Genomic DNA, 23,336 nt, shown 5'->3' with positions numbered 1-23,336 from the left:
AAAAAATTGTTGTTTTATTTCAAAAGAATGTTATATTTAAAATAAATATTAAGAGGAAGAAAATGATTAGATTTAATGTTTGAGTAAAAGCTATATATTGCGGTGCAATTAATAATAATATTTTTATTAAGAATATTTTTAGTAAATTAGAATTGCATAATTTACAAGCTGGGAATTTTTTAAACGTTAAATCTTTTGTTTCTTATTTGTTATTTACGAGTTATAAGAGTAATAGGTATATTTTATGATATACTTGTTGCTCTTTTTTGTTGGTTTATAATTAATATATTATTTATAAAAAAAACTTTAAAAAAAGGAGACTATATGAAGTTAGAAGTAGGCGAGATTTATATTAAAGATATAAAGCTTGACAAAATTTCAAGAGTCGAGAATGGAGTACTTTATGTAAACGAGGAAGAGGTTACAAAAATTGTACTTGAAGACGATAAGTTAAAGAGTGTAAAAGTTGATGTAGCTCATCCTGGTGAATCAGTACGTATTACACCTGTAAAAGATGTAATCGAACCAAGAGTAAAGGTTGAAGGCAGAGGCGGAGTATTTCCTGGAATGATTGCTAAAGTTGATACAGTTGGAGAAGGTAAGACACATGTTTTAAAAGGTGCAGCTGTTATTACTTGCGGTAAAATAGTTGGATTCCAAGAAGGTATCATTGATATGACAGGACCTGGTGCTGATTATACACCATTCTCAAAACTTAATAATCTATGTCTTGTTATAGAGCCTGTAGAGCCTATAGAAAAACATGATTATGAAGCAGCAGTAAGAGGTGCTGGTTTAAGAGTAGCTACTTACTTAGGTAAATTAGCTAAAGATTTAACACCAGATAAAACTTTCAGTTATGAAACTAAACCTATATTTGAACAAGCAGCAATGTATCCTAATTTGCCAAAAGTAGGTTATGTATATATGCTTCAAACACAAGGTTTATTACATGATACTTATGTTTATGGTGTTGATGCTAAAAAAATAGTTCCAACATTTGTTTATCCAACAGAAGTTATGGATGGAGCTATAGTAAGCGGTAACTGTGTATCAGCTTGCGATAAAAACACAACTTACCACCATTTAAATAACCCTATAATTAAAGCTTTATATGAAAGACATGGTAAAGATTATAACTTTATGGGTGTTATTATTACAAATGAAAACGTATTCTTAGCTGATAAGATGCGTTCATCAGATTGGTCATCTAAATTAGCTAAATATTTTGGCTTAGATGGTGTAATAGTATCAGAAGAAGGATTTGGTAACCCAGATACAGACTTGATAATGAATTGTAAGAAAATTGAAGCACTTGGTATAAAAACTTGTCTTGTAACAGATGAATATGCAGGAAGAGATGGATCTTCACAATCATTGGCTGATGCTGATGTATCTGCTAATGCTGTTGTATCAGGCGGTAATGCTAACGTTATTATTAATTTACCAAAAATGGATAAAGTAATAGGTATGTTAGACTTTACAGATAAAATAGCTGGCGGATTTGACGGATCATTAAAACCAGACGGCTCTATAGAAGCAGAGATACAAGTTATTACTGGTGCTACAAACGAATTAGGTTTTAACAAATTTAGTGCTACAGGACTATAATCTAGTATTGTGATACTGAGTTTTTAAAATATAAACAAAATTTTAGGAGGAAAGCCATGAGCATTTTAAATGGTAAAAAAGTTATTATCATTGGCGATAGAGACGGCATTCCTGGAGAAGCTATCAAAGCATGCGTTGAAACAGTGAAAGACGCAGAAGTTTTGTTTGCTGCTACGGAGTGTTTTGTTTGAACAGCCGCAGGAGCGATGGATTTAGAGAATCAAAAGAGAATTAAAGAATTTACAGAAAAATTTGGAGGAGAAAATATAGTAATATTATTAGGTGCAGCAGAAGCAGAAGCTACTGGATTAGCAGCTGAAACAGTAATGATAGGAGACCCTACTTATGCTGGTGCTTTAGCTGGAGTTGCATTAGGCTTAGCTGCTTACCATGCTGTAGAACCTGAATTCAAAGAAGCAGTTGATCCTGCTGTTTATGATGAACAGGTTGGTATGGCAGAAATGACATTAAATGTAGATGAAATCATCGCAGAAATTAAAAAAATGCGTGATGAAAACTGCCAATATAAATAATAGAAACTATATAAAACTTAAATTTTAATAAAAATAAATTCTCTATAAAAAATAAAAATCCATTGTAGTAAAAACCAGTTTGGTTTTAAAAAATATCCGGCAGCCTCAATTAGGGGGTTGCCTAAATTAAAAAATTAGGAGGCTTAAATGCCACAATATAAAATAGTTCATTATATAAATCAGTTCTTCGCTAATATCGGCGGAGAGGAAAAAGCTGACATAGCTCCAGAGAAAAGAGATGGAGTTGTAGGTCCAGGTGCAGGACTTCAAGGTGAGTTAAAAAAATTAGGTCTTGATGCTGAAGTAGTAGGCACAGTTATATGCGGTGACTCTTATTTCAATGAAAATTTGGATAAAGCTAAAAAAGAAGTTTTAGACATGATTAAAAGCCTAAGTCCTGATTTAGTTATAGCAGGTCCTGCTTTTAATGCTGGACGTTATGGTACAGCTTGCGGTACTGTTGCTAAAATGGTTCAAGATGAATTAAAAATCCCTGCTGTTACTGGTATGTACATTGAAAACCCAGGTGCAGATATGTTTAAGAAAGATGTTTATATCATTTCTACTAAAGATTCTGCTGCTGGTATGAGAGACGCTTTGCCTCATATAGCTAAATTAGCTTCTAAACTTCTTAAAAAAGAAGAAATAGGTACTCCAGATGCTGAAGGTTATATACCTAGAGGCGTACGTGTTCCTTTATTTAGAGATAAAGTTGGTGCTGAAAGAGCTGTTGATATGCTTGTTAGCAAACTTAAAGGTGAGGCATTTACTACAGAATATCCAATGCCAGACTTCGACAGAGTAACTCCTGGCGAGCCTATTAAAGACTTAACTAAAGCTAAAATAGCATTAGTAACAAGCGGCGGTATAGTTCCATCAGGAAACCCAGACCACATAGAATCTTCTTCAGCTTCTAAATATGGAAGATATTCTATAGATGATATGGGAGAAACTGCACATGGAGGTTATGACCCTACTTATGCTAACCAAGACCCTAACAGAGTATTGCCTGTTGATGTATTGAAAGAAATACAAAAAGAAGGTAAGATAGGTGAACTTTATCCTTACTATTATACTACAGTTGGTAATGGTACATCAGTTAAAAATTCAAAAGCATTTGCTACAGAGTTTGCTCAAACTTTAGTTAAAGATGGAGTTCAGGCTGTTATATTGACATCAACCTGAGGAACTTGTACTCGTTGCGGTGCAACGATGGTTAAAGCAATAGAAGCTACTGGAATACCTGTAGTTCATATTTGTACTATTGTTCCTATATCTTTGACAGTTGGTGCTAATAGAATAGTTCCAGCAGTTGCTATACCTCACCCACTAGGTAATCCAAATTTATCTAAAGAGGATGAGAAAAAACTTAGACGTGAATTAGTTGAAAGAGCTTTGAAAGCTTTAACAACTCCTGTAGATTCACAGACTGTATTTGAAAAATAATAATTTTATTGAAAAATGAAAATATTTATATATACTAAGATATATAAGTATTTGTAAAAATGGGGGAGTACAAATATTTAATTATAGTTGTATATCCCCCTAATTTTTGTAAAAATTAAAATAAGAAATGGAGATGTAAAAATGAGTTATGCTGTATTAAAAGCTGCTGCTTATGCTATAGTGCATGCACCTGACATGGTTATACACAATGGTACTACACAAACAGTTGAAAGGGAAGTTAATCCTAATTCGGAATATTTAAAGGAGATAAAAAAATATCTTAGACCTTTTGAAGATGCTGTTAATTATGCTCCTAACCAAACTTATATTGGTAATATGCATCCTGAAGAATTAAAAAAATTGGCTTCTCAAGTTTCTGATGATGTAAAAAAAGCTGGAGGAAGTTGGATAGGTGTTCCTTGTAAAGGTGATAGAAATGGTAAATTCGGTGAAATATTTCCAGAAGATGAATTTATATTTATGATGAAAATATGCGACGTTTTTGAATTGGTATATTTGGAAGCTGAATTTGAGAAAAAAATGAAAGATGCTTATGTTGCAAGAGAATCAAAATTCAAAAGCGAAGAAGATTTAAAAAAAGAATTAGAAAATGTTAAGTGTGAAACTAAAATAGCTGATATAGAAAAATTAATTAAAGAAGAACATGCAGAGCCTTTATATTTCAATGATAAAGTAATTGGATGTATAAAAAGAGCACATGATGTTGATATCAATTTAAGTGCACATGTTATGTTTGAAAACCTAGCAGTTAAAGCTTCTGGTGTTATGGCTTTGAAAGAACTTATCAGAAAGAAAAATATAGACCCTAAATCTATTGATTTAGTTATAGAATGTTCTGAAGAGGCTTGCGGTGATATGAACCAAAGAGGCGGCGGAAACTTTGCTAAAAGTATTGCAGAAATCGCTGGAATACCTAATGCAACAGGTTTCGATATCAGAGGATTCTGTGCTGCTCCTGCTCATACTTTGGTAACAGCTGCTTCATTAGTTAAAGCTGGTTCTTACAAAAATGTTGTAATGGTTGCAGGCGGTGCTACTGCTAAATTAGGTATGAATGGTAAAAGCCATGTAGGTAAAAAACTTCCTATTATTGAAGATATTTTGGGTGCTTTTGCTATACTTATTAGTGAAAATGACGGAGTACATCCAATAATAAGAACTGATGCTCTTGGTACTCACACTGTTGCTACTGGTTCTGCTCCTCAGGCTGTTATGACTTCATTAATTGTTAATCCTTTAGAAAAAGCTAATTTGAAAGTTACTGATATAGATAAATATACTGTAGAAATGCAAAACCCTGATGTAACTAAACCTGCTGGTGCTGGTGATGTTCCAGAAGCTAACTACAAAATGATAGCTGCTATTGGTGTAAAAAAAGGTGATTTAGATAGGAGTCAGTTAGCTGAATTCGTTGAAAAACATGGTATGTCTGGATGGGCTCCAACTCAAGGACATATTCCTTCTGGAGTACCTTATTTAGGTTTCGCTATAGATGATATTATGTCTGGTAAAATAAATCGTATAATGTTAGTAGGTAAAGGTTCATTATTCTTGGGAAGAATGACTAACCTTTTTGATGGTATATCAGTTATTATAGAAAAAAATAGCGGAGATAAGAGTTCAAGCGAAGGCGTTTCAAAAGAAGAAGTTAATAAACTTATTGCTAATGCTATGAGAGATTTCGCTAAATCTATGTTAGGTGAGTAAGGGGGTATTAGATGAGTGATGCTTCTAATTCAGCTATAAAATCTATGATAGGAGAGACTTTTCTCTCATTAGCTAATGCTTTAGAAACTGGCCAGTTTGGTAAAAAAGTAAGAGTTGGTATTACAAACAGAGGTTCTGAGCATGGTGCAGAGGCAGTATCTCTTGGCGGCGTTATAGCTATGAGCAGAAATAAAAATGTTGAAGTTGTTTTAATCGGTGAAAAAAATTCTACAGGATTACAAACAATAGAAACTGATTGTGATGAAAAAGCTCATAAGATAATGGAAGAAATGCTTGCTAAAGGGGAATTAGATGCTTGTGTTACTATGCATTATCCTTTCCCTATAGGAGTATCTACTGTTGGAAGAGTTATTTCTCAGGCTAATGGTAAAGAGGCTTTTATTGCTACAACTACAGGTACTTCAGCTACTGTAAGAGATCAGGCTATGTTTAAAAATGCAATATATGGTATTATTACTGCTAAAGCATGCGGTATTAAAGAACCAACTGTTGGTATATTAAATATAGATTCTGCTAGAACTGTAGAAAGAGCTTTAAAAGAACTAGCATCCAACGGATATAACATAAAATTCGGTGCTTCTAATCGTGCTGACGGAGGAGCAGTATTAAGAGGTAATGACCTTATTACTGGTGCTGTTGATGTTGTAGTTTGCGATTCTCTTACTGGAAATATTCTTATAAAAATGTTCTCATCATTTAACAGCGGAGGAAGTTATGAAGCTATAGGATACGGTTATGGTCCTGGTATAGGATTTGGATTTAAAACTCCTATATTCATTATTTCAAGAGCTTCTGGTTCTAATGTTATTGCTGGTGCTATTGAATATGCATATCAATGTATTAGCGGTAACTTAATAGATGTTATGAATAAAGAAGAACAAGAAGTTAAAAAATATGGTTTTGATGCTATATTAGATAGTTTAAAACCTAAAGCTGCTGCTGCCGGCAGTGGAGAGAAAGCTAAACCTACAGTAGCAAAAGAAGTTGTAACTGCTCAAATACCTGGCGTAGAAGTTATGGATTTGGATGCAGCTGTAGAATTAGTTATGGAAAATGGTATATATGCTGAGTCTGGTATGGGATGTACTGGACCTATCATATTAGTAAGTGATAAGAATAAAGAAAATGCAGAGAATATTTTGAAGAAAGGCGGATTTATATCTTAGGTTAAGATTATCGGCTTCTAATTATAATTTAGTAGTCTTGTTACTAATTTTGCAAATAAATGGGAATATTAGGATACAGAATAGTATCTAGTATTTCCATTTTTTATTTTCATTAAAATATTAACATTATAGGAGTTTATTATGCTTGTACTTTATCATGCAGCTTATTCAATATAAGTATTCATTGGTATTTCTAATTTTTATTAGAAATTAGTTATTAGTTTAAGTTTGGGTTATTCATTTTTTTGTCTATTTTAGACATTCAATGAAGTTTTGTTTATTAAAAAATCTAAAAATTAAGAGGTAAAAGTTATGACATTTGAACAATTTAATGATCAATTATTAGTAATAGTTAACAAGGTTGCCGGGTTTTTGTGGGATCCTTTACTAATTATCTTATTAGTAGGTACAGGTCTATTTCTTACTTTTAGATTGAAATTTGTTCAAGTAAGAGAATTTGTTTATAGTGTTAAACGCAGTTTCACAAAAACATCAAAAAAAACAGGTACTGAAGAAGGAAAAATTAGTTCTTTCCAATCATTAGCTACTTCTATAGCAGGTCAAGTTGGTACTGGTAACTTAACAGGTACAGCTACAGCTTTATTGGCAGGAGGACCTGGTGCAGTATTTTGGCTATGGGTTTCTTCATTTTTGGGTATGGCTACTATATTTGCTGAAGCTAGTTTGGCTATTCATTTTAGAGAAAAAACTAAAGAAGGTAAATGGATAGGTGGTCCTTCATATTATATAAGACAGGCATTTAAAAATAGTTTTGGTAAATTTTTAGCAGGATTATTTTCTATATTAATAATTCTTGCTTTAGGATTTATGGGTAATATGGTTCAGTCAAACTCTATAGGCGTTGCTTTTAATAATGCTTTTGGAGCTCCTACTTTTGCTGTTGGTATAGTAGTAGCTTTACTTTCAGGATTTATATTCTTGGGCGGTATAGGAAGAATAGCTAAAACTACAGAGAAAATTGTACCTATAATGGGTATATTGTATATACTTGGAGCGGTTGCTTTCTTAGTTGTTAATGCAGGCAAAATTCCTGAAGCTTTCAGAATGATATTTGTAGGTGCTTTTAATCCTGAGGCTGTAGTAGGAGGTACTATAGGTATCGCTGTAATGAATGCTGTACGTTTAGGTATTGCAAGAGGTTTATTCTCTAATGAGGCTGGTATGGGTTCTACTCCTCATGCCCATGCTTTGGCTGATGTTGAGCATCCATGCGAACAAGGTGCTGTTGCTATGATGGGTGTATTTACTGTATTTTTAATAGTAACTTTAACTGCTTTAGTAATGCTTACTTCTGGAGTTTTGGATCAAGTATATAACAGTAATGTAACTCAATCTACTATTCCTGAAAATCTTAAAGGCATAGGTTTGGCACAGGAATCTTTCAAAACTTTATTTGGGGATATAGGTGTTAAATTTGTGGCAGTATCTTTGTTCTTCTTTGCTTTCTCTACAATCATTGCTTGGTATTTCTTTGGCGAACAAAATATAAGATATTTATTTGGTGAAAAAGCTGTAAGGGTATATTCTTTACTTGCTATAATATTTATATTCATAGGTTCTACTTTAAAAGTTGATTTAGTATGGTCTTTAGCTGACTGTTTCAATGCTATGATGGTTATTCCTAACATTATAGGTGTATTGGCTTTAAGTGGTACTGTTGCCGTTTTATCTAAAGGTTATCAAGACTTTAAAAAAGAAAGAGACAGTAAAGAGAAATAAAAACATAATAATATTATATAACTTATAATAAAAAGAGGGCTTATAATTAGATTATGAGTCCTCTCTTATTTTATAATTGACAAACTCAATATTTGCTTTACAATATGACATTTTTAGTTTTATCATAGTAATGGACTTATTTTAAAACTAAATTAATAATTTTTATACATTAAACTCGTTTCAAAACTAAATTTCTAATTTAATATTTTTTAATTATAGTTGGGGCTTTGCAGTAGCCTCTAATTATTTTTTTAATAATATTTGCAGCAAGTACTCCCTTATATATAAAGCAAAAAATATAAGTGATTATAAGCCCATATTCCAAACTTATAAAATATTAGTATAGTATAAAGTTTTTTAAGGTGCTGTAATAATAAATAACAAAAAATATAATTATAAAGGTCAAATGTCTGCTTTGCCGAGCAAGATGCATATTTTGGTTAAAAGAGAATGGTACTATGAAATAAAAAATAATAACATCGAAAAAAATATTCTCAAATATACTGTTGTGGTATTAACAAAATTGATAAAGAGGTATTGTCAAAATAATTAAGGGGGTATAAGTAAAAAAGTCAAAGATAATAATAAATTTAATATAAAAAATAATAGAGAATTTGATTTATTTGTAAATGAACTCTCTCTCAGTTTTTTAGACACTAAAACAGATAAACTCTACAAAATACATTGCTTTAAAACCAAAGAAAAACATCAGGAATTAATGGATATATTAAAAACTAATTTTATTTATGATTGGCGGTACTCTTTAGAATAAAAAAGACGCATATTTATATATTAAAATGATAATTTATAAATCATAAAAATTTTATATACAATCTTGTCAAGTAGTTTTGAAACAAATCTAATGCTGGTTTGTTTATAAATAATGATAGGATGTAATTTTATAATTAAATGTATTACTATAATTATTATTTTGTATTAGTTTTGAAATTGCATATTGTGATATTGATATTACATTACTTAAAATCTTTAATACCTAATTTTAATGAATTATTGTTTCTATATTTTTAGTAATAGTTTTAAATATTTTTATTAGGTGAAGTTGTAAAATTTATATTTTTGTACATAATTTTGGATATTTATTAAGTATTATTTAAATACACACTTTATAAATTTATAAGCTTTATTTTTCTAATATTAACTTTGATAAAATATTAAACTTGTTTCAAAAATACTAAAAATTAAAATGGTATAATTATATATTAATTTAGTCGTGAAACAAGTATATTAATAGAATATAAATTTTTTTTATTATTAATAGAAAGTGTTGTGTTTCATGCTTTTGCATTATGATAACTTATTGATTGAGTTTTAAAACATCCTATTATTTTAAATATATTTTTAGAAATAAAATTATAAAATTGTGAGCATTTGTTAAGTTTACTTTTGCATGATTTTTTATAATGATTGTATTATTAAAATTTCTATTTAATTATTAATTGACATTATTGATATATATATTATAATTACTCTATGTAGTTTTTAATAATTTTAAATATGCTTGTTTGGAGTTTATTTATGAAGTATATACATTATTTTCTAATTATATTATCATTAATTTTTGTTTCTTGTTCATCTAATTCTTCAAAAGAAGATAAAGTATTTAAAATAGGTGTTTTACAATTAATAGAACATGATGCTTTAGATGCTTCTTACAGAGGTTTTGTTGATGGACTTAGAGAAGCAGGCTATATTGACGGTGAAAATATTATAATAGATTATCAAAATGCTCAGGGAGAGCAGGCTAACTGTGTTACTATAGGTCAGAAGTTTGTTAATGATAAAAGTGATTTAATATTAGCAATAGCAACACCTGCAGCACAGGCAGTAGCTAATATGACCAAAGATATACCTATACTTGTTACAGCAGTTACAGACCCAGCAGCGGCTAAATTGGTTGCAGATAATAAAGCTCCAGGAGGCAATGTTTCAGGTACTTCTGATTTAACTCCAGTGGAAGCACAAATAGGATTATTAAATGAGATTACACCTAATTTGAAAACGGTAGGTCTTCTATACTGTTCAAGCGAGCAGAACTCAGTTTTTCAAATAGATATAGCTAAGAAAAAATTAGATTCTATGGGAATAAAATATATAGATGCTACAGTTACAAGTGCTAATGAAATACAGCAGGTTGTTCAAAGTTTAATAGGAAAGGTAGAAGCTATTTATACTCCTACAGACAATATGATAGCAGCAGGTATGGCTACAGTTGCTTTGGTTGCTGAACCTGCAAAAATTCCTGTAGTTTGCGGAGAGGGCGGTATGACTATGCTAGGCGGTACTGCTACTTATGCTATAAGCTATTATGAACTTGGAAAATTAACTGCTGCTCAGGCGGTTATTATATTAAAAGGCGTCAAAAAACCAGCTGAAATGCCTATAGAAACATTAAAAACTTTTGATTTAGTGGTTAATACTAACATGGTTAATAGTATAGGAATTAAGATACCCGAATCACTATACAATAAATAATATAATAGGTTTTAAGAGGATTTATTTTGTATGGAAGGTGTTTTATTAGCTATACAAGGGGCAGCATCGCAGGGGATAATTTGGGGTGTAATGACGCTTGGTGTTTATATAACATTTAAGGTTTTAGATTTTCCAGATTTAACAGTTGATGGAAGTTTTGCTTTGGGTGGTGCTGTAAGTGCGGTACTTATATCTAATGGTATGAATCCTTTTATTACTTTATTTTTTGCTTTTTTAGCAGGAGGTTTAGCTGGATTTGCCACTGGATTTTTAAATACAAAATTGCAGATTCCGGGTATTTTGGCGGGTATTCTTACAATGATAGCTTTATATTCTATTAATATCAGAGTAATGGGAAACAGACCAAATATACCTCTTTTAGGAATGTCCACTTCATTAACCATAATACAAAATATTTTATCTCTTAATAAAGTATTATCCGATTTGCTTGTAGGGTTTATATTCTCTGTAATTATAATAATTATAATGTATTGGTTTTTCGGTACAGAAATGGGATGTGCTATAAGGGCAACAGGTAATAATGAAAGAATGATTAGAGCATTAGGGGTTGATACTAATATTATGAAAATAATAGGTCTTATGATATCCAATGCTTTGGTTGCTTTATCAGGTGCTTTAGTTACTCAAAGTCAGGGATATGCTGATGTGGGTATGGGTACAGGAACCATAGTTATAGGACTTGCTTCTGTTATAATAGGGGAGGTTGTATTTGGAAATAGATTTTCTTTCTGGTACAAACTTGCTTCTGTAGTGCTTGGTTCTATTATATACAGAATAATAATTGCTATAGTTCTTCAATTGGGACTTAAAGCTACCGACTTAAAACTTCTTACAGCTATAATAGTTGCTATTGCTCTTTCTGTGCCTGTATTAAATAGAAAAGTTACTAGAGTTGTAGGCGGTAAAAGAAAAGGATAATTATGGAGAGTCTGTTATGTTGGAATTAAAAGAAGTTTATAAAACATTCAATAAAGGTACTATCACAGAAAAAAAAGCTATTAAAGGTGTCAATCTTAAACTTAATGACGGAGATTTTGTTACGGTTATAGGAGGAAACGGTGCGGGAAAATCTACTCTCCTTAATTTAATAGCTGGTGTTTATGAAGTTGATTACGGTACTATATCAGTTGATGGAGTTGATATAACAGATAAAAAGGAATATGCTAGAGCTGGACTTTTTGGAAGGGTTTTTCAAGACCCTATGGTTGGTACTGCTTCTAATATGGGTATAGAAGAAAATCTTGCTCTTGCTAAAAGAAAAGGAAAACCTAGAACATTAAAATGGGGTATAACCAAAGCAGAAAGAGAGGAGTATGTTGAAAAATTAAAAAGACTTGATTTAGGACTTGAAACAAGACTTCAGTCAAAAGTTGGGCTTTTATCAGGAGGACAGAGGCAGGCCTTAACACTTCTTATGGCTACTCTTAAAAAACCTAGACTTTTATTATTGGATGAACATACCGCAGCACTTGATCCTAAAACGGCTAAAAGAGTATTGGACCTTACAGAAGAGATTATTAGAGAGGATAAACTTACAGCTTTTATGGTTACTCATAATATAAAAGATGCTATTCATTACGGAAACAGACTTATAATGATGAATGATGGGCATATTATATATGATGTTTCGGGAGAAGAAAAAAAATCTTTAGAGATATCTGATTTGCTTAAGAAATTTGAAACTGAAGAAGGAGCTTTAAGCGATAAATTATTGCTTTCTTAATTCTTGTCAGTTTTATTTTATTATACTTGTCATAATTAATTTATATTTATGATTGTGCATGCTGTACTTATTTTTACGGCACTTTTATAATTGCATTTAAATGAAAATTATATTAATGTAAGTTAGATGATTATTTTCATAAATTTTAATCTAAATATAGTAATCGAAACTGATATTAATAATCTTAGATTAGATATATTTTAGACTAATATTTTATTTACAAAAACTAAATAGGTTATATAATATACTTGTTTTGAAAGTACTTGACAAGATTATATATGCAATTTTAGTAATTTATCAATTATAAAAGCAATGTTTTATATGTTGTGTAATTTTGTTATTTTAATATATAAACATGCAGTGTTTTGCATGCAAACACCTTCTTACTGCACGCATGGAGTTGCAATTATAAATAAAATTAGTTTTTAAACAAGTTTAATTTATATCAGAATAAAAAATCATTATTGTATTGACTTATAATATTAATGATGTAACATTATAATATAATAGTTTGAGGATTTTATAATGATTAACTATAATAACATTGTACATTTTAAAAAATCTTCTTTAATATTTATAGAGGATCAGTGTCCAAAAAATTCTTTTTATATAATTATTAAAGGAAAATCCATATCGTATGGAAGATATTTTGATAATGATACTCAATATGCCAAAGGAGATATATTAGGTTTAGTAAATTCAGTTTTGAATGAACCGTATTTTTTTAATGTAAAGGCTGAAGAAGATATTGAAGCATTAGAAATAAATGTAAATGATATTATTAATATATACAATAAAGATATAATGATAAAGATTCATAATTATTTATATAATACTTTGGAAGCATGGCTTAGTATATATTATATGAGATTATCTCATAATAATTCTATTAGCAAATATAATTTTACGGAAGAATATATTTTAGATATGGGAAAAATATATATTAATAATTCTTTGCCTACTGTTTCTTATAAAATTTATAATCAATATTTGGAATTATTCCCTAACAGTAATAATATAGAAACTGTTAAGGGTATGATTTCTTCAATGAGTGAATACAATATAGAAAATCCTATTAAAATTGAGGATAATGTATTTTATTATAAAAAGGGATACTGTTTATATACTGAGCTTATGTCAAGTGATTATTTATATATTATTAATTCTGGAAAAGTAGGTATTTATAATATAGTAAATTCAAAATTAGTTACAAGAGCTATTTATTCAAGTAATAATGTTATAGACGGATCAGCACCTTATATTAACTATCAGCCGCTATCAACTACAACTGTTGTACTAGAAGATTCCAAAATAAGATTATTAAAAAAAGAAGAGTTTATACCAATAATAACGAATGTCAATTCTTTAAGACCTTATTATTTAAAAATAGTTTCTACCAAAATAAGAAATAATGTATTAAAAGTTATGGCACTTAATACCAATGATATATCAATAAAACTTCTTATCACTATTTACTATATATTAAGAACTGAAACTTTATTCAGTAAAGAAACAAATTCAGTGGATTTATTATATAAGATAAGCGATATAGCAGCCATAATTGGATATGATAATACTACAGTAATAAGAAATGAATTGAAAAAAATACATTCTTTAACTATAGATGATGATGATTATATACATGCAGGAAATATAGCAAGCATTATAAGAGAATATGAAACACATAAAAAAGTTATTTCTATAAAAAGTCATCATAATTAAAATATAAATTCTGCTTAATTATTTGCCTATACAGAAATTAGCGAATATTTCATTTATTACTTCTTCAGCATCAATTTTTCCGCTTACATTTCCAAGTATATTATTTAATATATTCATCTCCTCAGCAACTTCATCCAAAGAGAATGACAGCTTAGATTTTTCTATGCATACATCAAGCTGTTTAAGACCATGTTCTAAATATCCTCTTTCTCTGCTATTAACATAACTTTCTTTATTAAATATATTAATATCCGAATCAGAAACATAGTTTTTTAATACCTCTATTAACTTTTCTTTGCCTTCTTTTGTTTTTGTGCTTATATTTATAATATTTTCTGCTTCTATTTTATAATCGAATTTATTTCCTGAATCAGTTTTATTTAGAATGTATATTATATTTTTATTATTTAATGTTTTTAAAAAGTCTATTAAGTTAATATCATCCTCATTTGCTTTATCACTTATATCAAAAACAGCAATTATAATATTAGATTCATAAGCACATTTTTTGGCTCTTTCAATTCCCTCAAGCTCTATATCATTGTCCGCCTCTTTATGAAATCCAGCTGTATCCATCAAATAAAAAGGTATATTATCAATATAAATATTTTCGCTTAAAAAATCTCTGGTAGTACCTGCAATATTTGAAACTATTGCTCTTTCTCTATTTAATATCATATTAAATATACTGCTTTTTCCCGCATTAACCCTTCCAAGTATAGCAACCTTTATGCCGTTAATAAGATTTTCAACTCTTTTAGAATTAGATAAAATATTTTCTATATCTTTTTTTAATTCATAGAAATTTTCTATTAATTTGTCATAAGAAAAACTTTCAGTATCATCTTCAGGAAAATCTAATTCTCCGTAAACAAGCATAAGAGAGTTTTTGATATTTTCTCTAAGTTTATCTATTTCCCTTGTAAGTCTGCCCCTCATCTTATATATGCTAGCCTCTGCCATAAGTTTATTATTAGAATCAATTAAATCATGTATAGCTTCAGCTTCACTTATACCTATGCGTCCGTTGATGTAGGCCCTGTATGTAAACTCTCCTCTGTTAGCAGCCCTTGCTCCATTTCTTATTATAAGGTTTATTAAAGAATCTATTACCACTATGCTTCCATGCGATATAAATTCTATAGTATCTTCAGAAGTGAATGTATTTGGCGATAGGGTAGAAAGTACTATAAGCTCATCTATAGGCGTATTATTTTCATCCTTTATTAAGGCATAATAACTTTTTCTATGTTCAAAGTTTTTTATATTTTTATTTTCATCGCCAGCATAAAAACATATCTTTGATGCAATTTCCAATGCTTTATTTCCAGACATTCTTATAATAGCTAATGCACTTTTTGAATACGGACTGGATAATGCCACTATAGTATCTTTTATATCGTATATATTATTCATAGTTTTATAATGAGTTTTCTTCTAATTTTTTCATTGTTTTTTTCAATTTTTTTCTTTCTTTTTTTAAGTTTTTAATTTCTTCTTTTCTTCTTTTTTTATTTTCTTTTTCTTCAAGCTTCAAGGCTGTTTGTAAATTACCATTTTTTATTATGTAGTCAACACAGAAATTATAATCTTTCTGCATTATATTAAGCTCTGGAATTTGTTTAGCAAATTTTACATAATCAGCTTGAGAGAACATATTTATTATATATTCGCTTTCTTCAAAATTATTTTCTTTGAATAATTGATTAATTTCGCTTGTAGTCATATCTTCTATATTGAATTTAAATCTTTTAGTAAGGTATCTCTTAAATATGAATGTTAATTCAAAATAATATTCAGCATATCTGTTTTCATTATAAAAAGCATTACAATCAATATTTTTTAGAGCATTCAATGCTTCGGTATCTTCTTTTATATTAATTTTTTCATTGAATTTCTTTTCTATATATTTTACTACAGCAAAAATTAATATTATTATTCCAACAACAGCAAAAGCAATTAATACCATAATAGCCCATACATATTTAGGCATTTTTAATCCAATGGTGCTTTTCATAGGAGGCAGTATTTCACCGTCTGAGAAAGGATAAACCAATACAGCAACATCTTCTCCGTACAGCTCTTCATATTTATTATTATAATTATATGATACCTTAAAAGGATATATAACAAACTGACCTACATCATAAAAACCAATTTGATATTTTATTATTCTCTCTTTATATTCTCCTATATCTTTATTCTTATTTTCTACAGATATAATTCTGCATTTATTATTTCTATCGTCAAATGAAACATCTTCAAATTTATATTCTATATTTTTTTTTGATACTATGCGTACCTCATATTCTATTGTATCTCCTATTATAGTGTTTACAGATGATACGCTTGTTTTAGCATACATTACAGTATCTTTTTCTATTCTTTTTGAACAGGAAATCAATAATATAAATAGTACTAAAAATAATAACAAAATTTTCTTCATGAAACTAAACTTATCCTATATAATCTGCTTTCATCTTCTTCTCGGCATATTTCAAATATATAATACGGCGGTTCAAAATAATCTTTAAATTTATTTCCCCATTCTATCATAGTAATGCCTTTTTCTCTAATTTTATCTTTAAATCCTATATCATCAAGCTCTTCCTTATTTTCAAGTCTGTATAAATCAGCATGTCTTAAAATGCTTTCCTCTTCATTAAGAATTATATCATACTCATTTATTAATGTGAAAGAAGGACTGCTTACAATATCCTCGCTTTCCAATAGCCTTGATAATATTCTTACAAATGTGGTTTTTCCAAATCCTAAATCGCCTTCCATTATTATAATATCACCATCTTTCAATATGCTTTTTAGATATTCGGCAATATCCTTTATGTTTTCAATCTTTATATTTTTTTCTTCTTTAAGAATTTCTTTTTTCATAGTTTTTATTTTCAAAATAAATAATAGAAAAATAATATATTATAGGTCATTATTTGTCAAATATACATTATCATCTTTTTGCAGGTTTTGCATACTCATCATTTCCATAATTGCAAATATTGATATCAGTCTTAATGAAAAGCTGCTCATATCGATACCAGCGAGTATGAATAGCGTAAATATTATTAGTTTCGGATAATAAATTTTTACCAAAATTGATGTCATAAATGATGTAAATAAAGTCATAAAAAACATTATAATTATTACCATATAAACTATAAAAGGCAGATACATTACAATACCTAAAGCACTTAAAAATGATATTATAATTAAGAAAAAATTGCTTCCAAATACAAATATTGCTATTGATGCAAGTATTATTGATATTACTGCTAATATGAATGATTTACTAATATTCTGCATAACTATATATTTTATAAATAGAAAAGTATATGCTATTATTAATATTGTGAAAGAAAATGATGATAATTTTGTCATATAATTTGAAATATATGTTGATATATAATGAAAAATATCGGCATCTATGATTTTATTTGCTGATATTATAAGATAGTTTATATTAGATGATAATAGAGATAATAAAATAAATATATATATTCCTCTTTCCAATTCATTTATATCTTTTGATAAAATTATATTAAGCATTATTTTTACGGTAAGAATAAGCATTATTATGAAAAATAATAGCTCTGTAATATTATGTAAACTAATTTCCATAATATACAATTTTAGAGTACCGAATATTAAAAATAGTATTCCCAATGCTGCAAGCATTAAATCTGATGTAAATATATAATTATAAAATTTATAAAATACTAATAAAAAAAATATTATTAATACCGCATAGTCAAGAATAAAAGTAATAAAATATAGAAAAGAATTATTATCAATAACGATGGCTCTAAACAGCAAATAATTAAATAATACAATGACAGTCAATATATAAGACCAAAAATTATACCTGCCGACAAAAGATGTATTTTTGCTTAACTGAATCATTAACTTACTATCCGATTATTTATGTATGTTATATAGTAATATCATTATAAAAAAATTGCAAGGATTTAAAATATATAGTTTCCATTTGAATCTATTTTTATATTAAGCTCTTTTTTCGTATTTTGAAATATATCATGCCCTTCTTTTATATTGCTCCAAAAGTCTATTAATGATTTTCCATATTGTTTTTTATAATAATCAAAATTGGAATCATTCATTTTGAAAGGGAATATATAAACTGGTATTTTATTTTGTCCGCTATCTTTTGCGTATACAGCATATAAATAAATTTCTTTTATTTTATCATCAGTCATAGGCATGCATCCTATAGTAACTGTAGAGCCATGAATAAATATATCTCCTCCAAGTTTTGGCTTATCACTTTTCTTTTTGTCAGATTCATTTGGATAATTTATTCCAAGAGAAAGATAATAGCTGCTTGCAGGATTGAATCTGTCTATATAATAAAAACCTTCAGGCACCTGCAAATCTCCTTCCATTCTTTTAGGACCTAATACCCCAGACTTTGATGCTATATTGTATGATGCTATTTTTTATATGTTTTGTCATTTTCATTTTTAGCATATATTTCTAATATGTCTTCTTGTTTGTATGCTGTTATTAATATATTTAATTCATTTAATTTTATATTATTATTTTTTAAGTTATTTTTAACTAATTCATCTTTTTCTTTGATTGCTGTTCTTACTCTGCTGTATCTTTTTTGGTCTTCTAAAAAATCGTCTGCTAACAGTATTGAATTTACCATATTGAAAATTATTATAATGCAAAATATTATTTTTTTCATAAAACCTCCATATTAACATAATTATCGTAAATATTTTCTTGATAAAAAGTATTTTTTATAGTATGATGTACGTACATTCTAACATATATTTAAACGGAGGATTTAATGATAACTTTTAAAGACATTAATGAAAAAGAAATGCAGTATATTATAGATAATAAAGAAGTAAGCGATAATATAAAAAATGCTTCTGAAAATGTTCTTGCTGTATTTACTCAGGATTGGTGCGGAGATTGGAAAGGTTTAGAGAGAGAATTAAAAGCCAATGAGGAGAAATCTCCTATAGATATTACAATTTTTATATGTATGTATAATCAAAGCCCATTATATGAACCATTTATGAATTTTAAAGAAACTGTATGGAATAATGGATTGATACCATATTTAAGATATTATAAAAACGGTTCATTTGTGAAAGATACGAATCATTTGCCATTCCAAAGATTAATAAAAGCATTTGAGTAAAATTAATTTATGTTTAAAATTGAAAAGGCGGGGATTGAAAATCTTGAAGATATTTCACTTCTCGCCAAAAATATATATTTGAAATATAATTCCAGTTTTGATACTAAAGAAGGTATTGATAATGTTTTGAAGTTTATATCATTTGAAAGCATGCGTTTAAGGTTTTTTATGGAAGGATCATTAATACTTGCTGCTAAAGATGATAAAGATGCTGTAATAGGTATGATTGAAATTACTAATTATGATCATATATCGCTTCTTTTTGTAGATGATAAATATTTCAAATTGGGAATAGCGGCACAGTTATTTGAAGAGGCAAAAAATATACTAAAATCTGATAAATATACTGTTAAATCCAGCAATTATGCTTTGGAGTTTTATAAAAAATTAGGTTTTGTTCAATTATTCAATGATATTCAAACAGAAAACGGCGTTCATTTTTATTCTATGATTTATTAGATTTATTAAGTTTTTATATTATGTTAATTGTAAAAATATTAATATTATATTATAATTAACATAATATATTTGTTTTAAGCGGGTAATAATATGAACAGCATATTAAAAGTAGAAAATTTAAAAATGTACTATCATACTTCAAAAGGTATTGTAAAAGCTATTAATGATATAAGTTTTGATATAAAAGGCGGAGAAACTTTGGGTATAGTAGGGGAGTCTGGATGCGGAAAAACTAGTCTTGGAACTTCTTTATTGAGAATGCCTTCTGCCCCAGGTAAATATAATGGCGGAAAAATCATACTTGACGATGAAGATATTATACCGCTTAAGGAAGAATATATTAGAAAGAATATAAGATGGGCAAAAATATCTATGGTTTTTCAGGGAGCTATGAATTCTCTCACTCCAGTATACACCATAAGAAACCAAATGATAGAAACTATTAACAGACATACCAATATGAGCAAATCAGAAGCTAATAAACTCATAGAAGAGTATTTAGGTTATGTTGGACTTCATTATAGTGCTGCAGACAGATATCCTCATGAACTTTCAGGAGGTATGAAGCAGAGAGTTGTTATAGCTGCTGCTTTATTCTTGAAACCTAAACTTATAATATTGGATGAGCCTACAACTGCTTTGGACGTTATAGTTCAGGCACAAATAATTAATCTGCTTAAAAAATTGAAGAAAGATTTTAATTTATCATTTATTTTTATAACTCATGACTTGGCATTAGAGGCTGAAATTTCAGACAGAGTATGCGTAATGTATGCAGGAAAAATTGCAGAGCTTGCCGACAATGAGCAAATATATAAAAATGCAAAACATCCATACACTAAAAGATTATTAGCAGCCACTCCTAGATTAAATAAGGCTGTAAGTAAATTGGAGTTTATAGAGGGTACTCCTCCAGACTTGATAAATCCTCCAAGCGGATGTATGTTTTATGACAGATGCAAAGAACGCATAGATAAATGCAAAAATGAAGAGCCTATAATAAAAGATACTGGAAACGGTCATTTATGTGCTTGTCATTTAGTTAATTAATAGAATGGGAAAATAAATATTATGAATGAAAATATTATATTAAAATTAGAAAATGTAAAGAAATACTTTCATCCTCATGCAAATATCATAGAATCCTTAATGAAAAAAACTAAAGATATTAAGGCCGTTGATGATGTGAGTATTGAAGTAAAAAGGGGAGAGATACTTGCTTTAATAGGCGAATCAGGAAGCGGTAAAACCACTATAGGAAAACTCGTAATGAAATTGATAGAGCCTACATCAGGAAGTATAATATTTGAAAATGAAAATATAAATGATTTTAATAAGGAAGAAACAGCGGCATACAGAAGAAATGTTCAAATGATATTTCAAGACCCTTATGCTTCTATGAATCCAAGATTTAAGATAAAAGATGTATTAAAAGAACCTCTTTATATTCATAATATTGACGGCGATGAAAAAGTTTATGATGAAATGGTTATAAAGGCATTAAAAGATGTTAAGATTAATCCGCCTGAAGAGTTTATGGATCGTTATCCTCACATGCTTTCAGGTGGACAGCGTCAGAGAATAGCTACTGCAAGGGCTTTAATACTTAATCCTAAATTGGTTGTTGCTGATGAGCCTGTATCAATGATAGATTTATCTACCAGAGCAGAAATTCTTTATATGATGAAAGAACTTCAAATAGAAAAGAATTTAAGTTATATATATATTACACATGATTTATCAACTGCCAGATATTTTGCCGATAGAATAGCCGTTATGTATTTAGGCAGTATAGTTGAAATAGGGGATGCTGATGAAATAATAGATAATCCTAAACACCCATACACAAAGGCTTTAATTGCTGCAGTTCCAGATGCTTCATCAGGAAGAGTTAACATAATAAAAGAGCTTCCTATTAAAGGAGAAATACCTAATGCTTCCGATATTCCGTCAGGATGCAGATTTCATACAAGATGCATATATGCTAAAGAAGAATGCAAAAATATTGTTCCTAAGTTAGAAAATGTGAATGATAATCATAGTGCGTCTTGTTTACTGCTTTGATTTATTGTCTTCTTTTTTCTTTTCGATTTGTGCTATTAATGCTTTATCCAATTCTTTTGCACTATTATAACCCATCTCTTTTAAACGGAAGTTTTTAGCAGCAGTTTCTATCAAAATACATATATTTCTTCCAGAACGTACAGGTATTTTGAGATAAGGAACTTCAGTATTTAATATATTATAAGTTTTATCAAATAACCCCATTCTGTCATACTGTTCATCATCTTTCCAATGTTCAAGCTCTATAACCAAATCAAGTCTTTTCTTATCTCTTATTGCACTCATTCCAGACAGCCTGCTTATATCTACTACTCCGATTCCTCTCACTTCCATATTATGCTTTATAAACTCATTTTTCTTTCCTATAATTCTGCCGTCTTTTAATTTTCTAAACTCAACAGTATCATCAGATATTAATCTATGCCCCTTTGATATAAGTTCTAATGTAGCCTCGCTTTTTCCTACTCCGCTTTTTCCTAATATTAAAACTCCCACTCCGAATACTTCTACAAGACCTCCATGGATAGTAAATGATTCTACAAACTCATCTTCAATCAATGCTTCTATAGATCTAATCATTTCAGAAGTGGTTAATTCGCTTATTATAACGCATATATTATTTCTTTTCGCTATTTCTAAAAATGATTCAGGCGGAGTAAGATTATAGGTAAATATACATATAGGAATATGGTAGCTTAGCATATCTTCAAATACATCTATTTTGTTTTCCTCATCAAGAGTTACAACATAGTTTCCTTCACCTTTTCCGAATATTTGTATCCTATTATATGCAAAATCTTTAAAATATTTGAATAATGCCATACCTGGTCTGTTAATTTCATAACCAACTATTTCATTTTCCATTCCAACTAATCCAGTCAAACGCCTTATTTTCAGGAAGTTATTTTTTGTTTCATTAAGGTCAAGAAATTTTTTTACAGATATTTTAGGCATTATATTTTTATTTCCTCTTTAGCGATAAGTTCCATTACTTCATCCGCTTTTTCAGCATTTATAAGTTTTTCCAAGAAATGCGGATTATCTCTTAATATTTTTGCTATTGCTGTAAGAACTTTTAAATTTTCACTAGCTGAATCTCTAGGAGCAAGCAGCATAAATACAGCAAATACTTTTTTCTTATCAACGGATTTATAGTTAATACCATTTTTTATGGTAGCAACACTTAGAATGATAGATTTTACAGCATCTGTTTTAGCATGCGGTATAGCAATCCCGTTTCCAACCCCAGTACTCATTAGCTGTTCTCTAGCCATGATAGCATGTTCAGCCTCATCTTTATTTAAAAGAAGACCGCAGCTATTTAACCTTTCAACCATTTTAGAGAGAAGGTTTTCTTTTTCCGTTTCTTGCACATCTATCATTATAGATTCTTTATCTATGTAATCTATTAAACTCATATTATA

20 protein-coding genes and 1 pseudogene are annotated in these 23,336 nt (G+C 29.0%); 14 read left to right on the top strand and 7 right to left on the bottom strand.

The window, feature by feature from the left end:
* The first annotated feature begins 324 nt into the window (after positions 1–324).
* From Q0J69_RS09165 to Q0J69_RS09120, 10 genes are all read left to right on the top strand, one after another.
* The gene (locus Q0J69_RS09165; RefSeq protein WP_297206545.1) at positions 325–1,611 is read left to right on the top strand and encodes a glycine/sarcosine/betaine reductase component B subunit; all 1,287 of its coding nucleotides are present in this window, start codon (positions 325–327) and stop codon (positions 1,609–1,611) included.
* Between the two features lie 56 nt (positions 1,612–1,667).
* Positions 1,668–2,144: a glycine/sarcosine/betaine reductase complex selenoprotein A gene (gene grdA, locus Q0J69_RS09160; protein WP_297206544.1), complete on the top strand. Its 477-nt coding sequence runs from the start codon at positions 1,668–1,670 to the stop codon at positions 2,142–2,144.
* Positions 2,145–2,291: 147 nt separating this feature from the next.
* Positions 2,292–3,590 carry a glycine reductase complex selenoprotein B gene (gene grdB / locus Q0J69_RS09155; protein WP_297206540.1) on the top strand — a complete coding sequence of 433 codons (1,299 nt, stop codon included), beginning with the start codon at positions 2,292–2,294 and terminating at the stop codon, positions 3,588–3,590.
* Between the two features lie 141 nt (positions 3,591–3,731).
* Complete coding sequence (grdC, locus tag Q0J69_RS09150) at positions 3,732–5,318, top strand: glycine/sarcosine/betaine reductase complex component C subunit beta (protein WP_297206538.1); 1,587 nt, start codon at positions 3,732–3,734, stop codon at positions 5,316–5,318.
* Between the two features lie 11 nt (positions 5,319–5,329).
* The gene (gene grdD / locus Q0J69_RS09145; protein ID WP_297206533.1) at positions 5,330–6,505 is read left to right on the top strand and encodes a glycine/sarcosine/betaine reductase complex component C subunit alpha; all 1,176 of its coding nucleotides are present in this window, start codon (positions 5,330–5,332) and stop codon (positions 6,503–6,505) included.
* Between the two features lie 312 nt (positions 6,506–6,817).
* Positions 6,818–8,245 (top strand): sodium:alanine symporter family protein, encoded by a 1,428-nt coding sequence (locus tag Q0J69_RS09140; RefSeq protein WP_297206529.1) that lies wholly within the window; start codon positions 6,818–6,820, stop codon positions 8,243–8,245.
* Positions 8,246–9,781: 1,536 nt separating this feature from the next.
* Positions 9,782–10,738, top strand: coding sequence for an ABC transporter substrate-binding protein (locus Q0J69_RS09135; protein WP_297206527.1), 957 nt, complete (start codon positions 9,782–9,784; stop codon positions 10,736–10,738).
* 30 nt (positions 10,739–10,768) lie between these two features.
* Positions 10,769–11,677: an ABC transporter permease gene (locus Q0J69_RS09130; protein WP_297206524.1), complete on the top strand. Its 909-nt coding sequence runs from the start codon at positions 10,769–10,771 to the stop codon at positions 11,675–11,677.
* Between the two features lie 16 nt (positions 11,678–11,693).
* Positions 11,694–12,482, top strand: coding sequence for an ATP-binding cassette domain-containing protein (locus tag Q0J69_RS09125; RefSeq protein ID WP_297206521.1), 789 nt, complete (start codon positions 11,694–11,696; stop codon positions 12,480–12,482).
* 525 nt (positions 12,483–13,007) lie between these two features.
* Positions 13,008–14,204, top strand: coding sequence for a cyclic nucleotide-binding domain-containing protein (locus tag Q0J69_RS09120; protein WP_297206518.1), 1,197 nt, complete (start codon positions 13,008–13,010; stop codon positions 14,202–14,204).
* An 18-nt stretch (positions 14,205–14,222) separates the two neighbouring features.
* Here the strand turns inward: Q0J69_RS09120 and mnmE are convergent, their stop codons facing one another.
* From mnmE to Q0J69_RS14230, 5 genes and pseudogenes are all read right to left on the bottom strand, one after another.
* Positions 14,223–15,620 carry a tRNA uridine-5-carboxymethylaminomethyl(34) synthesis GTPase MnmE gene (gene mnmE, locus Q0J69_RS09115; RefSeq protein ID WP_297206516.1) on the bottom strand — a complete coding sequence of 466 codons (1,398 nt, stop codon included), beginning with the start codon at positions 15,618–15,620 and terminating at the stop codon, positions 14,223–14,225.
* A 4-nt stretch (positions 15,621–15,624) separates the two neighbouring features.
* The gene (locus Q0J69_RS09110) at positions 15,625–16,650 is read right to left on the bottom strand and encodes a hypothetical protein (protein ID WP_297206514.1); all 1,026 of its coding nucleotides are present in this window, start codon (positions 16,648–16,650) and stop codon (positions 15,625–15,627) included.
* Positions 16,647–17,096 (bottom strand): tRNA (adenosine(37)-N6)-threonylcarbamoyltransferase complex ATPase subunit type 1 TsaE, encoded by a 450-nt coding sequence (gene tsaE, locus Q0J69_RS09105; RefSeq protein WP_297206512.1) that lies wholly within the window; start codon positions 17,094–17,096, stop codon positions 16,647–16,649. The genes Q0J69_RS09110 and tsaE overlap by 4 nt, the downstream gene beginning before the upstream one ends.
* 39 nt (positions 17,097–17,135) lie before the next feature.
* Positions 17,136–18,116, bottom strand: a complete 981-nt coding sequence (locus Q0J69_RS09100) for a WESB_1763 family membrane protein (RefSeq protein WP_297206510.1) — start codon at positions 18,114–18,116, stop codon at positions 17,136–17,138.
* A gap of 65 nt (positions 18,117–18,181) precedes the next feature.
* Positions 18,182–18,924: pseudogene (locus Q0J69_RS14230) on the bottom strand (L,D-transpeptidase family protein).
* Between the two features lie 105 nt (positions 18,925–19,029).
* Between Q0J69_RS14230 and Q0J69_RS09085 the strand changes: the two are divergent.
* From Q0J69_RS09085 to Q0J69_RS09070, 4 genes are all read left to right on the top strand, one after another.
* Positions 19,030–19,389 (top strand): hypothetical protein, encoded by a 360-nt coding sequence (locus Q0J69_RS09085; RefSeq protein ID WP_297206504.1) that lies wholly within the window; start codon positions 19,030–19,032, stop codon positions 19,387–19,389.
* Positions 19,390–19,398: 9 nt separating this feature from the next.
* The gene (locus Q0J69_RS09080) at positions 19,399–19,848 is read left to right on the top strand and encodes a GNAT family N-acetyltransferase (RefSeq protein WP_297206501.1); all 450 of its coding nucleotides are present in this window, start codon (positions 19,399–19,401) and stop codon (positions 19,846–19,848) included.
* Positions 19,849–19,938: 90 nt separating this feature from the next.
* Positions 19,939–20,898: an ABC transporter ATP-binding protein gene (locus Q0J69_RS09075; RefSeq protein WP_297206499.1), complete on the top strand. Its 960-nt coding sequence runs from the start codon at positions 19,939–19,941 to the stop codon at positions 20,896–20,898.
* 21 nt (positions 20,899–20,919) lie between these two features.
* Complete coding sequence (locus Q0J69_RS09070; protein WP_297206498.1) at positions 20,920–21,912, top strand: ABC transporter ATP-binding protein; 993 nt, start codon at positions 20,920–20,922, stop codon at positions 21,910–21,912.
* On the opposite strand, the gene hprK is transcribed toward Q0J69_RS09070, so the two are convergent.
* Positions 21,901–22,866, bottom strand: a complete 966-nt coding sequence (hprK, locus tag Q0J69_RS09065; RefSeq protein WP_297206496.1) for an HPr(Ser) kinase/phosphatase — start codon at positions 22,864–22,866, stop codon at positions 21,901–21,903. The two genes, Q0J69_RS09070 and hprK, sit on opposite strands and share 12 nt — an antisense overlap.
* Complete coding sequence (locus tag Q0J69_RS09060) at positions 22,866–23,330, bottom strand: PTS sugar transporter subunit IIA (protein ID WP_297206493.1); 465 nt, start codon at positions 23,328–23,330, stop codon at positions 22,866–22,868. Before Q0J69_RS09060 ends, hprK begins: the two co-directional genes overlap by 1 nt.
* Positions 23,331–23,336: the final 6 nt, after the last annotated feature.

The sequence above is a fragment of the uncultured Brachyspira sp. genome (assembly GCF_944388875.1).
GTDB lineage: Bacteria > Spirochaetota > Brachyspiria > Brachyspirales > Brachyspiraceae > Brachyspira.
This window is presented reverse-complemented; position numbering and strand designations above follow the sequence as displayed.

What these genes read in the sequence shown, in the direction of transcription:
- hprK (WP_297206496.1), bottom strand. Translation starts at nt 22,866, where the DNA reads ATGCCTAAAATATCTGTAAAAAAATTTCTTGACCTTAATGAAACAAAA.
- grdC (WP_297206538.1), top strand. Translation starts at nt 3,732, where the DNA reads ATGAGTTATGCTGTATTAAAAGCTGCTGCTTATGCTATAGTGCATGCA.
- mnmE (WP_297206516.1), bottom strand. Translation starts at nt 15,620, where the DNA reads ATGAATAATATATACGATATAAAAGATACTATAGTGGCATTATCCAGT.
- Q0J69_RS09110 (WP_297206514.1), bottom strand. Translation starts at nt 16,650, where the DNA reads ATGAAGAAAATTTTGTTATTATTTTTAGTACTATTTATATTATTGATT.
- grdD (WP_297206533.1), top strand. Translation starts at nt 5,330, where the DNA reads ATGAGTGATGCTTCTAATTCAGCTATAAAATCTATGATAGGAGAGACT.
- Q0J69_RS09070 (WP_297206498.1), top strand. Translation starts at nt 20,920, where the DNA reads ATGAATGAAAATATTATATTAAAATTAGAAAATGTAAAGAAATACTTT.
- Q0J69_RS09080 (WP_297206501.1), top strand. Translation starts at nt 19,399, where the DNA reads ATGTTTAAAATTGAAAAGGCGGGGATTGAAAATCTTGAAGATATTTCA.
- Q0J69_RS09130 (WP_297206524.1), top strand. Translation starts at nt 10,769, where the DNA reads ATGGAAGGTGTTTTATTAGCTATACAAGGGGCAGCATCGCAGGGGATA.
- tsaE (WP_297206512.1), bottom strand. Translation starts at nt 17,096, where the DNA reads ATGAAAAAAGAAATTCTTAAAGAAGAAAAAAATATAAAGATTGAAAAC.
- Q0J69_RS09120 (WP_297206518.1), top strand. Translation starts at nt 13,008, where the DNA reads ATGATTAACTATAATAACATTGTACATTTTAAAAAATCTTCTTTAATA.
- Q0J69_RS09100 (WP_297206510.1), bottom strand. Translation starts at nt 18,116, where the DNA reads ATGATTCAGTTAAGCAAAAATACATCTTTTGTCGGCAGGTATAATTTT.
- Q0J69_RS09125 (WP_297206521.1), top strand. Translation starts at nt 11,694, where the DNA reads ATGTTGGAATTAAAAGAAGTTTATAAAACATTCAATAAAGGTACTATC.
- Q0J69_RS09085 (WP_297206504.1), top strand. Translation starts at nt 19,030, where the DNA reads ATGATAACTTTTAAAGACATTAATGAAAAAGAAATGCAGTATATTATA.
- Q0J69_RS09075 (WP_297206499.1), top strand. Translation starts at nt 19,939, where the DNA reads ATGAACAGCATATTAAAAGTAGAAAATTTAAAAATGTACTATCATACT.
- Q0J69_RS09060 (WP_297206493.1), bottom strand. Translation starts at nt 23,330, where the DNA reads ATGAGTTTAATAGATTACATAGATAAAGAATCTATAATGATAGATGTG.
- Q0J69_RS09140 (WP_297206529.1), top strand. Translation starts at nt 6,818, where the DNA reads ATGACATTTGAACAATTTAATGATCAATTATTAGTAATAGTTAACAAG.
- Q0J69_RS09165 (WP_297206545.1), top strand. Translation starts at nt 325, where the DNA reads ATGAAGTTAGAAGTAGGCGAGATTTATATTAAAGATATAAAGCTTGAC.
- Q0J69_RS09135 (WP_297206527.1), top strand. Translation starts at nt 9,782, where the DNA reads ATGAAGTATATACATTATTTTCTAATTATATTATCATTAATTTTTGTT.